The following is a 12683-nucleotide window of genomic DNA, read 5'->3' as shown; positions in this document are numbered from 1 at the left end:
CCAGCCGCTGTCGACCTACCGGGCCGCGGTGCTGAGCGCACGCTCCACGTTCGAGGCCATCGCGCACGTTTCGTCGAGGACATCGCCACGGCGGCCGGCGCGTCGAAAGCCTGACCGGCCGGCCGTGGCGACGCGTCAGGCGCAGTAGCGGATCAGCCAGTCGTTGTCGGGATTGCGGCCGAACTGCGGGTCGTTCGGCGGATCCGACGGGCTCTCCTCGACCATCCGCTCCTGCGGTATGCGCTCGGGAAGCTGCCCGAAGCGGGCTGCCCGCCCCTCGGCCGGGTCATCGCCGGGACGCTGCCCGTCGAGGCCCTGCCCGTTGGAATGACCCGCTCGTTCATGGCGTGCGTTCATGGCGACCCCGGACTCGGCTCGGCACAGTGGGAACCCGATGGTTCCTACCGCGCCAACGAACTTGGGGCCTCAGTGATTCCCGGGACGTCCCGCTCATCGCAAGCTTCCGCTTCGCGGTACCCGGCGGAGCGCAGCGACTCGACGAGCCGGAGGGGGTTCGGGGGCGGGCGGAAGGGTTCCGTCGCCTTATACCACTGGCGGTGTCCGGGCCGCAGGAGTTCTCTGAAACGGGTCCGGATCACGCCGGGTGCCCCTACGGTGACTCGCGTCGACCTGGACCCAGTCGGTACCCTGCGCGATCGTCCCGTATCCGAGGGAGCCAGTCGTGGAAGAGTCCACCATGCCCGTGTTCTCACCGGATCACACCAGCGCCCACGGAGACTGCATCGTGGTGCGACTTCGCGGCGAGATCGATCTTCTGACCGCCCCCGACATCACTCGCTTCCTGGACAAGCTGACCGCAGGCGTTCAGCACCCGGATCTGCTCATCGATCTGCGGGAGGTGGATTTCCTCGACGGCAGCGGCATATCGACCCTGGTGCGCGCACGCAGCCGGGCGGTCGCCCAGGACGGCCGGCTCCGCGTGCTCTGCACCCACCCGACGACGCTGCGGATCCTCCGGCTCCCCGAACTCCGCCTGGACTTCGACCTGCTGGAGAACATGCCGGCCCCCGACCCGGCGGACGGACCCTAGGACCCGTCCCACCAGGCGCGGGCCAGTAGCTCGAAGGAGCGGATCCGGTCCTGGTGGTCGTGGGTGATGGTGGTGACAAGCAACTCGTCCGCGCCGGTGGCCCGTTGCAGGACCCGCAACCTTTCGACGACGGTCTGCGGCGAGCCGGTGAACTGGGTCCGCACCCGGTCGTCGACGAGGGCGCGTTCCTCCTCGGTCCACACGTGCGCGGCTGCCTCCTCCGGAGTGGGGAACGGGATCGCGCCCCGGCCCGAGCGGATGCTGTGCACCCACAGGGCGTACGGCGTCGCGAGATGGCGCGCGGTGTCGTCGTTTTCGGCCACCACCACATCGGCGGAGACCAGTACATGAGGCCGGTCCAGCACGGTCGAGGGCTTGAACGCCTCCCGATAGGCGTCCACCGCCTCCAGCACCGCGGCCGGGCTGACGTGGTAGTTCGCCGCGAAGGGCAGGCCGAGCGCACCGGCGGCGCGGGCGCTGGCCCCGGCGCTGCTGCCGAGGATCCACACCTCCAGGTCGGCTCCCTCGCCGGGAACGGCATGGGCCTCGAGGCCGCCCGTGGTGCGGAAGTCGCCGCGGATCAGAGCCAGGATCTGTTCCACCTGGTCGCGGTAGTCGGGGAGTTCGGCGCCGGGGAACTGTACGAGCTCGGTGTAGCGGGCGAGCAGCGGGGAGCCGATGAGCCGGCTGACGTCGAAGGGAGCCGGGATCAGCAGCCCCTCGGGGGTGTACCGGGGCCCGGCGGGGAGCGGCGCGGTGGCCGGCCGCGGCACGGTTTGTGCGGCGGCGCCGGGCTTGCGGAAACCGGAGCGGCCCAGACCGAGGTCGATCCGCCCCGGGTGCAGTGCGTCGAGCAGTCCGAACTCCTCCACCACCGACAGCGGGGTGCGGTGGCCCAGTTGCACCGCTCCTGCGCCGACCCGGATCCGCCCGGTCGCGGCCGCCACGAGTTGGATCAGCAGGGCAGGGGAGACTCCGGCGACACCGGTGGTGAGGTGGTGTTCGGCCAGCCAGTAGCGGTGATAGCCGGCGGCCTCGGCGCGCTGCGCCAGGTCGACGGTGTTCCGCAGAGCCTGGGACGCGGTGGAACCGGAGCTGATGGGTGCCAGATCGAGGACGGACAGCGGTACGGGGGCCGTCGCGCCGTCGGTGGTGGCCGCGCGGCCCGGGGACGGGGCCTGGGCCCGGGAGTTGCCCGGTCGAGCGCGGTCCGAGTGGAGTTCCGTCACGACGCCGCCTTCTCCGTGCTGTCGTTGCTCCGCGTGCTGTTCCTGGCCGGTGGCCGGTCCAGGCCGAGGTGGTCGCGGAGCGTGGTGCCCTCGTAGTCGTGCCGGAAGACGCCCCGCTCCTGGAGCAGCGGGACGACCGTGTCGGCGAACTCGTCGAGTCCGCCCGGGGTGACGTGCGGGACGAGGATGAAACCGTCGCTCGCGTCGGCCTGCACGAACTGGTTGATGGTGGCCGCGACGGTGGCCGGGGAGCCGACGAACGTCTGCCGGCCGGTGGTCTCGATCACCAGTTCACGGATCGACAGTCCGCCTGCCTCCGCCTTCTGCCGCCACTCCTTCGCGGTGGCGAGCGGGTCCCGGAACATCCGGACGCTTGCCCGGCCCCGCGCGACGGTGTGCTCGCCCGGGTCGGGGTCGACGTCGGGCAGCGGCCCGTCCGGGTCGTAGTGGGACAGGTCGCGGTTCCACAGCTGTTCGAGGTACTTGATCGCGGTCTGCCCGCTGACCTGCGCCCTGCGAACTTCGGGCGCGTGGTCGCGGGCCTCGGCGTCGGTGTCACCGAGTACGAACGTCGCCGCGGGCAGGATCAGCAACTCGTCGCGGGTGCGCTGATGGCGGGCGAGGCGGTCCTTGACGTCGGTGTAGAACGCCCGGCCGGCGTCGAGGGTGCTGTGCCGGCTGAAGATCGCGTCGGCGGTGGCCGCCGCGAACTCGCGTCCCTCCTCGGAGTCTCCCGCCTGGAAGATGACCGGGCGCCCTTGCGGGCTGCGGGGGACGTTGAACCGGCCGGCGATGTCGAAGTGCTGGTCGCGGTGGTGGAACTCACCGGCCCGCGGATCGCGGAGGAACCGGCCGGACTGCTTGTCGGCGACGATCTCGTCGTCCTGCCAGGAGTCGAACAGCTCCCAGGAGGTGCGCAGGAACTGCTCGGCACGTGAGTAGCGGTCGTCCTGGGCGAGAAAGCCGCCGCGCCGGAAGTTCTCCCCGGTGAAGGCGTCCCAGGAGGTGACGACGTTCCAGGCCGCGCGTCCGTCGGAGAGATGGTCGAGGCTGGCGAACTGCCGGGCGACCTCGTAGGGCTCGTTGAAGGTGGAGTTGATCGTGCCGGTCAGGCCGATCCGCTCGGTCACCGCGGCCAGCGCGGCGAGCACGGTGAACGTGTCGGGCCGGCCCACGACGTCGAGGTCGTAGATCTCACCGCCCTGCTCGCGCAGCCGCAGGCCCTCGGCGAGGAACAGGAAGTCGAACTTGGCCCGCTCGGCGGTGCGCGCGAAGTGCGCGAACGAAGCGAACTCGATGTGGCTGCCCGCCTGCGGGTCGCTCCACACGGTGGTGTTGTTGACGCCGGGGAAGTGGGCCGCGAGATGGATCTGCTTGAGTGGCTTGCTCATGGTCGGTCGGATCCCTCCGGCTCAGGCAGTGACGGTGCCGGCGGTGCCGGTGGCGGCGGTGATGCCGGCGGTGGCGTAGCGGTTGGCGGGGCGCGGGAGGCCGAGCAGACCGCGCAGCGTCCTGGCCTCGTACGAGCGGCGGAAGGCGCCGCGGGCCTGGAGTTCGGGCACCAGACCGCGGGTGATCGCGGGCAGGTCGCGGCTGATGGTGGCGGGGCGCAGCCGGAAGCCGGTGAGTCCGGCCCGCCGCCATTCCAGGAGCAGGTCGGCGAGTTGCGACGGTGTTCCGGTGAACACCTCGGCGTCGCTCGCCCGGACCGCACCGGCCAGGGCGTCGAGCCGGTCCCGGCGCGCCCGCGCCACGCCGGGCCGCTCGTCGAGGAAGACCGCCAGGTCGCCGAAGACGTGCACGGTGTCCGCGGTCCTTCCCGCGGCCTCCTGCTCTTCGCGGACCGCGGCGACGATCGCGCGGGCCTCGTCGGCGTCGTGCGGGGTGACGTAGCCGACGTCCGTCGCGTGGGCCACCAGCCGGTACGGCACAGCCGAATGGGCGAGCGCGGTCACGACGGGCTGACCCTGCGGCGGACGCGGGGTGATCGACGGGCCCTTCACGTTGAAGTGCCGGCCGTGGAAGTCGACGTAGTGCAGCTTGTCCCGGTCGATGAACCGGCCGGTGGCCACATCGCGGATCTCCGCGTCGTCCTCCCAGCTGTCCCACAGCCGGCGCATCACCTCGACGTAGTCGGCCGCCTCGTCGAACAGTTCGGTGACGAGGTCCGGCACCTGCGGCCGGTCGAACTGCCCGTCGGAGAGCGGCGGGAAGGACCGGCGGCCGAAGTGCGCTGCCTCGTCCGGCCGCGCCGACACCCGGACGCGCACTCCGGCGCGGCCGGTGCTGACGTAGTCGAGGGTGGCGATGGCCTTCGAGAGATGGAAGGGCTCGGTGTGGGTGGCGACCGCGGTCGGCACCAGCCCGATGTGCGTGGTCAGCGGAGCGACCCGGGCCGCGACGAGGACCGCGTCCAGCCGCCCGCGCACCTGGTCGGTGCGGCCGTCAGGGCCGGTGCGGTCGGCGGACTGGAGCGCGAGGGAGTCCTCGAACGTCACGAAGTCCAGCAGCCCCCGCTCGGCCTCGACGGTGGCGTCGGCCCAGTAGCCGGCGGTGAGAAGGTCCCGGGGACGGGCCCCGGGATCGCGCCAGGCGGCGGGGTGCCAACCGGCGTCGTCGAGTGCCACAGCGAGATGCAACGGGTTCAGGGATGCGGACATGGCGCGGTTGCCTTCCTGATCGACCGGATGAGGACGCACTGCCACTGGGGCGTGGTGCGTCAGCAGGGAGTCGGATCAGTGACAACAGAGGGTGCCGGCGACCCGTTGCAGATCGATGTGCTGGCGTCCGTACAGATGGACGACGGGCCCGCGGGGGTCGAGGGTGCCGACGACGACACGAGCGAGTGCTGTCCGCATCGTCATCACCTCTCTCCGGTTCGAACGGCCGGTGGCCTCGTCACCTGAAATCGACGCTATCCCGCGGGTATCGCCCGGCGCAATGCCCGCCGGCCGCCCGCACCACCGTCTACCGCGAGACCTCGATCACGACCTTGCCGCGGGTGTGACCGTCCTCCACCGCGCGCAGCGCCTGGCCGGCCTGCTCGAAGGGGAGGGTCCGCGTCACGAACGGGTCGAGGACGCCGTCGGCGACCAACCGCACGACAGCGTCGAGCACTTCGGTGTTCCGTTTCCTGACCACCGTCGCTCCGCCGAGCTTGACGACGTTCTCCTTGTCCGGACCGCTGATCAGTCCCGCAGGGTCCGTCAGCAGCGCGGCCACGTCCTCCAGGGACGCGCCGCCGACCAGGTCGAAGACCGCGTCGATGCCTTCGGGTGCCGCCGCGCGGACCCGGTCCGCCACTGCGGGGCCCGACGCGACATGTACGACACCGAGGGATTCGACGAACTCCTTCTTGGCAGCGCTCGCGGTGCCGATCACCCGCAGACCCCGGTGCGTCGCGATCTGCGCGGCGGCGCTGCCCACTCCGCCGCCGACACCGTTGACCAGGAGCGTCGCGCCGGCCGGGAGGTCGAGCTGCTGCAGGCCGTCGTAAGCGGTGGCCACGGCGACCGGCAGTGTCGCCGCGTCGGCCCAGGAGACCTCGGCGGGCTTGTGCGCGGTGCTCGCCACCGGCAGCAGCGTGTACTCGGCGTACCCGCCGGTGAGGGGATTGCCGAACACGGCGTCACCCACCGCGAATCCTTCGACGCCGTCGCCCACCTGCTCCACCACACCGGAGACCTCGCCGCCCATCACCGCGGGCAGTTCCACCGCAGGCGCGTTGGCCCGGGCGTATCCCGTTCTGCGCTTCCAGTCGACCGGATTGACCCCGGCGGCCCGTACCGCCACCAGGAGTTGGCCAGCGCCGGGAACCGGCCGCGGCAGGTCGGCGAAGGACTCGGTATCGGGACCGCCGAACCGGGAGAACACGTAGGCCTTGGGCATCTGAATCCCTCACTTCTCCTGCGGGGCGTCCGGAACCCGGACGAAGGTGAAGAGCGTTCTGCGGCGCAGCACGAAGCCGATGGACTCGTACAGCCGCACGGCGCCGGTGTTGGACTCCGCCGCGTGCAGGAACGGTGTGTCCCCCCGATCGCGGATGCCGGCGGCGACATGGCGGATCAAGCGCGTCGCGAACCCGTGCCCGCGATGCTCCGCGTCGGTGCACACGGCGCTGATCTCCGTCCAACCGGGCACCCGCAGCCGCTCCCCGGCCATCGCGACGAGCCGGCCGTCCCGGCGGATCCCGTAGTAGGCGCCGAGTTCGATGGTGCGGGTCAGGAACGGGCCCGGCTTGGTCCGGTCCACGAGATCCAGCATCTCCGGAACATCGGCGGGTCCCAGCCGCACCGCCTCCGGTTCGGACAATGCGTGCAACGTCGAGTCGACGAGCTGCACTCCGTACCCGGAGTCGACGGTCTCCCACTCCTCGGGGACGACCACGGTTCCCGTGACGGCGATGGTGGCACCCGGCCCCACCAGCTCGGCCAGGTCCTTCCAGCCGCGCGGATCCTCGGCGTCGGCGAGCGCCACGAAGGGCGACACGTCGGGTTGATAGCGGGCGGCGGCGCCGCGGATCTCCGCAAGGTGCCGGTGCGGACCGGTCAGCGCGGCCCACGCGGGGTTGTCGAGGACGTGCGGCCGCTCCGTCGCGTCCTGCCCGGCGGGGTGGCGCGGGCCGCAGCTGTGCGGGGGCCGGGGACTTGCGTTCATTACCCGGTCACCATCGTCATTCTGCCCGCACGGGCCTCGCATCCGCCGGAGGTTGCTCCGGCCGTAAGCTAGGCATGCCGACCGGAGCGAGTCAAATAGATTCCGTCGGCGAGACCCCCATCGGGGGTACGGCCGGGACGCCCTGGTGGCGGTAGCCGGCTGGCCGCGAGCGATCTTCCGGCGCACCATCGGGATTGACCGTCCCACCGGTCGCACGTCTAGTCGTCCGGCGTCGCAGGAGGTATCCGTGAGGGGTCTGGGCCGGGCGAGGTCGCGGGTCCGTGACTGACGCGGGCGCGGCTTCGGGAACGGATGGGGCCGAGGTCGCCGAGGCGGTCGTCAACGAGGCGCTGGCGGTCCTGCACGCGCGGCACCGGTCGACGGACGAGGGCACGGTCGCCGACTACATCCCGCAACTCGCTCTGGCGGACCGGGACAGCTTCGGGTTGGCACTGGTGAGTCTGGACGGCCATCGCTACCAGGCGGGCCGGTGCGACGAGGCGTTCACCCTGCAGTCGGTCACCAAGCCCTTCGTCCACGCCCTGGTCCTGGCCGAGCTCGGGCTGGACGAGGTGAGCAGGTGGGTGGGGTCCGAGCCCAGCGGTGAGGTGTTCAACGCGATCAGCCTGGACGCGGCGACCGGCCGGCCCGCCAACGCGATGATCAACGCCGGTGCCATCGCGGTCACGGCCCTGGCGCCCGCCGCGAACCCGCGTGAGCGGTTCGCACGGATCCTGGACTGTCTGAGCGGCTTCGCCGGCCGCCGGTTGGACGTCGACGAGGAGGTCTACCGCTCGGAGGCCGCCACCGGTGACCGCAACCGCGCGCTGGCGTTCCTGATGCGCGGGGCCGGCTCGCTGCGCGGTGATCCGGCGGAGGCGGTCGACACGTACTTCCGCCAGTGCGCGGTCGAGGCGAACGTGGCGGACCTCGCGGTGATGGCGGCGACGCTCGCCAACGGAGGCGTCAACCCCGTGACGGGCGTCACCGTGGTGCCGGAGCCGGTGGCGGTCCAGGTGCTGTCGGTGATGGCGACCTGCGGGATGTACGACGGGGCGGGGGAGTGGATGCTGCGCGTGGGGCTGCCCGCCAAGAGCGGTGTGTCCGGCGGGCTGATCGCCGCCAGTCCGGGCCGTTTCGGGCTCGGGACGCACAGCCCTCCGCTGGACGCGGCCGGCAATCCGGTCCGGGGTGCGGCGGCGCTGCGCGAGTTGTCGGAGCGCTTCGGCCTGCACCTGATGCACAACGCCGCACCCGGGGCGCCCACCGTTATGGCGTCCACCACCGCGGCACTCTCGCCGTCGGAGACCCGGCGTACATCGGGCGACACCGCGGCGATCCGGCGGCACGGCGACCGGATCGCGTTCGTGGCCGCCCGGGGAGCACTGGACTTCACCGCGGCCGAGCGCGTGCTGTACGCGCTGGGGCAGCGCGCCCCGGCCGGGCCCGGCTGGGTGGTGCTCGACCTCGACCGGGTGACCTCGGTCGACGCCATCGCCGCGGCGATGCTGGAGCGGGCGTTGGTGCTGCTGGCCGAATGCGGTCATGACGTCGGGCTCAGCGGGGAGTTCCTGGCGGATGGCCGGTGGCAGCGGTCGGCCACGGGTGACCAGGCGCTGGCGCGGGCCGAGGACGCCCTGTTGGCCTCCGGTGGAAGCTGAGCCGGTGGGTCGGGCGAGCAGGACGGGCTACGGAGCTTCCGGCGCTCGGGTGAAGCCGAGTGCGAGCTCGGCCAGCAGCCGTGCGCCGAAGCCGGTGCATCCCCGGGGGCGCCAGGTGGCGGCGGTGTCGTTCTGGGCCGTGCCGGCGATGTCGATGTGCGCCCAGGCACGCCCGGCGACGAACTCCTCAAGGAACAGGGCCGCGTGGATCGCCCCGCCGTTGGGTCCGCCCATGTTCTTGATGTCGGCGACGTCCGAGTCCAGTTCGCTGCGGTAGCGCCGGGCCAGCGGCAGCTGCCAGGCGGGCTCGTCGGTGCGCCGGGCCGCTTCCAGCACCTGGTCGACCAGGGGTTGCGCGTTGCCGAACACCGCGGCGATCTGCGGTCCGAGCGCCCGCAGGCTCGCGCCGGTGAGGGTGGCGATGTCGACGATGGCGTCGGTGGGGTCCTCGGTGGCCAGGACCAGGGCGTCCGCCATGACCAGCCGCCCCTCGGCGTCGGTGTTGAGGACCTCGACGGTCGTGCCGCCGCGAATCGTGAGCACGTCGCCGAGCTTGGTCGCGGTCCCCGAGGGCAGGTTGTCCGTGCACATCAGATAGCCGGTGACCAGGGTGGGACAGTGCAGCGCGGTCAGCACCGACATGGCCGCCAGGATCGCTCCCGCGCCGGACATGTCGTTCTTCATGGTGGCGTGCACCGCGTCACTGGGCTTGAGGCTGATGCCGCCCGAGTCGTATGTGATGCCCTTGCCGACCAGCGCGAGCCGGGGCAGGTCGGGGCCACCCGCCCGCGGCGTGTAGGTCAGCTTGATCATCCGAGCCGGTTCGGCGCTGCCCGCGTTGACTCCCAGCAGCCCGCCGCAGCCCAACTCCCGCAGCGCGTCCTGGTCGAAGACCTCGACCTTCAGGTCGCTCAGGGCGCCGATCCGCGTCGCGCAGTCGGCCAGACGGGTGGCGGTGAGCATGTTCGGCGGAGCGCTGGCCAGGTCCCGGGCGAGCATGGTCGCCTTCGCCAACTGTCCGCCGCGCTGTGCACCGCGGTCGGCGGACTCGGTGTCATGGGCGGGCACCACAAGGGTCAGGGTCCGGACGGGGACGGTCACGGTGTCGCGTTTGAGCGGCTCGAAGGTGTAGCGGGCCAACAGCGCGCCCTCGACCAGTGCCTGCGCCGCGACCAGGCTGTCAACGCCGGCGCTGACGGGGGTGAGCAGGGTGAGCCGCGCGGAGCGCCCCGCCGCCAGGGCGAAGGCCGCTGCCGCGTCACGCAGCGAGGCCGGGTCGGCGGCCTGCGGATCTCCGATGCCGTAGAGCACCACCGGCGTGCCCTGCGCGTGCGCGCACACCAGCGTCTGCCCGACGCGGCCGGTGAAACCCGCCGCGGCCGCGGCTGCGGGGCTCAGTCGCACATCGGCGGGCAGTTCGCCGCCCTCGGCCACCGGCATTCCCCAGATGTCGTCCTGGCCGGCCCCGGTCCCGGAGTCCTGCGCGGCCACTACGCGGATCTCGGGCATGTGGTCCAGGGAGGGGATCGGGTCGGAGGTGTCCGCTCGCAGGGACATGGCGGGTCTGCCTTTCACGCCTGCGGTCTCGGCCGCGCCGTCGCGCAGTCCTGATGCGCGGATACCACTGTGCGCACAGGGCGCGCGGCCTCGGCGGCGGCAACACGCCCCGTTGAGCCGAACGGCCGAACGGCCGAACTGTGGGGCCGCGCCGCCCGCCTTCGTCACCGCGTGGCCGGCTCCAGCAAGGTGGCCAGCCCGTCGAGGATGCGTTCCAGCCCGAAGGCGAAACGGGCCTCCATATCGGGTTCCGACAGGTCCGCGGCGAGTGCCACCAGGTTGGGGAACCGGTCGGCGGGGAGCTGCCGGAGGTGGTCGCGGGCGGCGTTGACGACCTCGGTCCGGGTGGCCTGCCCGACGGCCTCGGCGGCCGAGAGGGGGGACTGCTCCTGGAGCACGAAGCCCGCCACGTAGTTGCCGAGCAGATAGCTGGTCAGGGCGGCTTCCGCGGCGGGGAATCCGGCCTCCCGGAGCCGGTCCAGCTGGTCCTCCAGGATGACGAGGAGGCTCGGGCCGACGTTGAAGCGCCCGGCGACGACCCGGGCGGCGTCGCGCTTGCCGAGAAGGTGCCGGCGGTGCAGGTGGCAGTACGCGCGCAGTTGCTCGCGCCAGTCGCCCTCCCGAGGCGGGGGCTCGGCGTCGGCCACCAGCGCGTCGGCCAGCAGGTCCAGCAGCTGCTCCTTGTTGCGGACGTGCCAGTAGAGCGACGGTGCCTGCACCCCGAGTTCGGCTGCCACCTTGCGCATCGACAGGGCGTCGAGGCCGTCCCTTTCCAGTACCAGCAGGGCCGCCCCCACCAGCGCGTCCTGGGTCAGCGGCGGCTGCTGGCCGGCCGTCTTCGCGCGGTCCGTCCTCATCGGTCGCCTCCTCGTGTCCGGTGATGCCGCGGATATCCACTTGCCATCTAACACCGTTAGAGGCAATCTAACGGCGTTAGAGAATGACTAACACTGTTAGGGGACCTCATGGCGGAGCTCAGCTCCCGACGCAAGTACCTGGTGCTCGCCACCCTGTGCGCCACGATGTTCATGGCCATGCTGGACAACGTCGTGGTGAACACCGCCCTGCCCCGCATCGGGCAGGAACTCCATGCCGGGGTGAGCGGCCTGCAATGGGTCGTGGAGGGCTACAGCCTCGTCTTCGCCGCCCTGCTGCTCACCGGCGGCACCCTCGGCGACCGCTACGGGCGGCGGCGGATCTACCTCACGGGCCTCGCCCTGTTCACCGCCGGCTCGGCATTCGCCGCACTGTCCGGCACCACCGGAGTGCTCATCACCGCACGCATGACGCAGGGGCTGGGCGCGGCCCTGCTCTCCCCGGGCAGCCTGTCGATCCTGCGGCACACCTTCGAGGACGAGCGGGAACGCGCCCGCGCCATCGGACTGTGGTCCGGCATCTCCGCCATCGGTCTCGCCCTGGGACCCGTCATCGGCGGCCCGATGGTCGACGCCTTCGGATGGGCGAGCGTCTTCTGGATCAACGTCCCGATCGGCGGGGCCGCACTGCTCCTGGGCCGGCAGGTACTGCCCGAGTACTTCACCCGCACCACCCGGCTCGACCTGCCGGGACAACTGCTCGGGGCCATCGGACTGGGCGGACTCGTCTACGCCCTCGTGGAGGGCCCCAGCCGCGGCTGGACGGATCCGGTCACGCTGGGCGCGGCCATATGTGCGGCGGTGGCGCTGCTGCTGTTCGCCGTCGTGGAACTGCGGACCGCCAACCCCATGATGGATCTGCGGTTCTTCGCGGACCGGGTCCTGGCCGGGGCGGGGCTGGCAGCGTTCATGGTCAGCTTCGGAATGTTCGGCGTCATGTTCTTCCTGCCGCTGTACATGCAGAACGTGCTGGGCTGGGCGCCCACCGGCTCGGGGGTGGCGGCGCTGCCGTGCACCGCCATGATCATGGTCGCGTCGCCGCTGTCCGGCAGGCTCGCCATGAGGTACGGGGTCAGGCCACCCCTGGTCGCCGGTCTGTCCTTGTGCGCCGTGGCGCTCGCCGGGCTGTCCCTGTACGGATCCGACGCCCGGTACCCGCAGTACCTGTGGGTGCTGCCGCTGATGGGCTTCGGTATGGGCCTGAGCTTCGCCCCCGCCTCCATCGCGGTACTGCGCCGCGTCCCACCGTCCGCCGCGGGCATGGCCTCCGCGGCGCTCAACACCGTCCGCGAACTCGGCGGCGTCGTCGGCGTGGCCGTCCTGGGCGCGGTGCTGACCAGCCGGCTGGCCTCGGATCTGACCCGGCGTCTGGACTCCGCGGGCACCCCGCCGCAGCAGCGCAGCGACATCGTCGACTCGGTCACGGGCGACGGAGCGGGCGGGCTCGTCCACAGTTCGGGTCTGCCCGCGGCACTGCACCGCACGATGGACGCGTCCTTCGTGGACGCCCTGCATCTCGCGGTCCGTTGCGGAGCGGCGGTCATGGCCGTCACCGCGGTGGCCGTCCTCCTCCTGCTCCGCGCCCGGCCGGCGCCGGTTTCCTCGGTGCCCGGTCCGGTGCAGGAGCGGTCCGAAGCCGCTCTGGGGGCGTGAA

Annotated in this window: 12 protein-coding genes; 3 read left to right on the top strand and 9 right to left on the bottom strand. The window is 71.9% G+C overall.

Going from position 1 to position 12683, the window contains the following annotated elements; all coding sequences use genetic code 11:
• Nucleotides 1–135: 135 nt before the first annotated feature.
• Nucleotides 136–357 (bottom strand): hypothetical protein, encoded by a 222-nt coding sequence (locus AC07DC_RS21930; RefSeq protein ID WP_478916100.1) that lies wholly within the window; start codon nt 355–357, stop codon nt 136–138.
• A 325-nt stretch (nt 358–682) separates the two neighbouring features.
• Here AC07DC_RS21930 and AC07DC_RS21925 point away from each other — a divergent pair, with 325 nt between their 5' ends.
• Nucleotides 683–1051: an STAS domain-containing protein gene (locus AC07DC_RS21925; protein ID WP_478916099.1), complete on the top strand. Its 369-nt coding sequence runs from the start codon at nt 683–685 to the stop codon at nt 1049–1051.
• On the opposite strand, the gene AC07DC_RS21920 is transcribed toward AC07DC_RS21925, so the two are convergent.
• The 6 genes from AC07DC_RS21920 to AC07DC_RS21895 all read right to left on the bottom strand — a co-directional run bounded on the left by AC07DC_RS21920 (nt 1048) and on the right by AC07DC_RS21895 (nt 6936).
• Nucleotides 1048–2175, bottom strand: a complete 1128-nt coding sequence (locus AC07DC_RS21920; RefSeq protein ID WP_478916410.1) for an MsnO8 family LLM class oxidoreductase — start codon at nt 2173–2175, stop codon at nt 1048–1050. The genes AC07DC_RS21925 and AC07DC_RS21920 overlap by 4 nt on opposite strands.
• A gap of 101 nt (nt 2176–2276) precedes the next feature.
• Nucleotides 2277–3671 (bottom strand): NtaA/DmoA family FMN-dependent monooxygenase, encoded by a 1395-nt coding sequence (locus AC07DC_RS21915; RefSeq protein WP_478916098.1) that lies wholly within the window; start codon nt 3669–3671, stop codon nt 2277–2279.
• Between the two features lie 21 nt (nt 3672–3692).
• Nucleotides 3693–4940 carry an LLM class flavin-dependent oxidoreductase gene (locus AC07DC_RS21910; protein WP_478916097.1) on the bottom strand — a complete coding sequence of 416 codons (1248 nt, stop codon included), beginning with the start codon at nt 4938–4940 and terminating at the stop codon, nt 3693–3695.
• Nucleotides 4941–5015: 75 nt separating this feature from the next.
• Nucleotides 5016–5138, bottom strand: coding sequence for a putative leader peptide (locus tag AC07DC_RS21905; protein WP_478916096.1), 123 nt, complete (start codon nt 5136–5138; stop codon nt 5016–5018).
• Nucleotides 5139–5247: 109 nt separating this feature from the next.
• Nucleotides 5248–6168: an NADP-dependent oxidoreductase gene (locus AC07DC_RS21900; RefSeq protein WP_478916095.1), complete on the bottom strand. Its 921-nt coding sequence runs from the start codon at nt 6166–6168 to the stop codon at nt 5248–5250.
• Between the two features lie 9 nt (nt 6169–6177).
• Nucleotides 6178–6936, bottom strand: coding sequence for a GNAT family N-acetyltransferase (locus tag AC07DC_RS21895; RefSeq protein ID WP_478916094.1), 759 nt, complete (start codon nt 6934–6936; stop codon nt 6178–6180).
• Between the two features lie 281 nt (nt 6937–7217).
• Between AC07DC_RS21895 and glsA the strand changes: the two genes are divergently transcribed.
• A complete protein-coding gene (glsA, locus tag AC07DC_RS21890; protein ID WP_478916093.1) occupies nt 7218–8597 on the top strand; it encodes a glutaminase A in 1380 nt (459 codons plus the stop codon).
• Nucleotides 8598–8624: 27 nt separating this feature from the next.
• On the opposite strand, the gene AC07DC_RS21885 is transcribed toward glsA, so the two are convergent.
• Both AC07DC_RS21885 and AC07DC_RS21880 read right to left on the bottom strand, forming a co-directional pair.
• Entirely contained in the window at nt 8625–10154 is a 1530-nt protein-coding gene (locus AC07DC_RS21885) for a leucyl aminopeptidase family protein (protein WP_478916092.1), read from the bottom strand.
• Nucleotides 10155–10318: 164 nt separating this feature from the next.
• Nucleotides 10319–11011 carry a TetR/AcrR family transcriptional regulator gene (locus tag AC07DC_RS21880; protein WP_478916091.1) on the bottom strand — a complete coding sequence of 231 codons (693 nt, stop codon included), beginning with the start codon at nt 11009–11011 and terminating at the stop codon, nt 10319–10321.
• Nucleotides 11012–11119: 108 nt separating this feature from the next.
• Here AC07DC_RS21880 and AC07DC_RS21875 point away from each other — a divergent pair, with 108 nt between their 5' ends.
• Nucleotides 11120–12682 carry an MFS transporter gene (locus tag AC07DC_RS21875; RefSeq protein WP_478916090.1) on the top strand — a complete coding sequence of 521 codons (1563 nt, stop codon included), beginning with the start codon at nt 11120–11122 and terminating at the stop codon, nt 12680–12682.
• The last annotated feature ends 1 nt before the right edge of the window (nt 12683 follow it).

The organism is Streptomyces sp. NPDC045021 (assembly GCF_056432645.1).
Note: the sequence above shows the minus strand (reverse complement) of the source record. Positions and strands in the feature narration are given on the sequence as shown.

Bases quoted from the DNA above. Each gene is read 5' to 3' on its own strand.
- AC07DC_RS21915 (WP_478916098.1), bottom strand. From the start codon at position 3,671: ATGAGCAAGCCACTCAAGCAGATCCATCTCGCGGCCCACTTCCCCGGC.
- AC07DC_RS21875 (WP_478916090.1), top strand. From the start codon at position 11,120: ATGGCGGAGCTCAGCTCCCGACGCAAGTACCTGGTGCTCGCCACCCTG.
- AC07DC_RS21905 (WP_478916096.1), bottom strand. From the start codon at position 5,138: ATGCGGACAGCACTCGCTCGTGTCGTCGTCGGCACCCTCGACCCCCGC.
- AC07DC_RS21930 (WP_478916100.1), bottom strand. From the start codon at position 357: ATGAACGCACGCCATGAACGAGCGGGTCATTCCAACGGGCAGGGCCTC.
- AC07DC_RS21880 (WP_478916091.1), bottom strand. From the start codon at position 11,011: ATGAGGACGGACCGCGCGAAGACGGCCGGCCAGCAGCCGCCGCTGACC.
- AC07DC_RS21895 (WP_478916094.1), bottom strand. From the start codon at position 6,936: ATGAACGCAAGTCCCCGGCCCCCGCACAGCTGCGGCCCGCGCCACCCC.
- AC07DC_RS21900 (WP_478916095.1), bottom strand. From the start codon at position 6,168: ATGCCCAAGGCCTACGTGTTCTCCCGGTTCGGCGGTCCCGATACCGAG.
- AC07DC_RS21885 (WP_478916092.1), bottom strand. From the start codon at position 10,154: ATGTCCCTGCGAGCGGACACCTCCGACCCGATCCCCTCCCTGGACCAC.
- AC07DC_RS21910 (WP_478916097.1), bottom strand. From the start codon at position 4,940: ATGTCCGCATCCCTGAACCCGTTGCATCTCGCTGTGGCACTCGACGAC.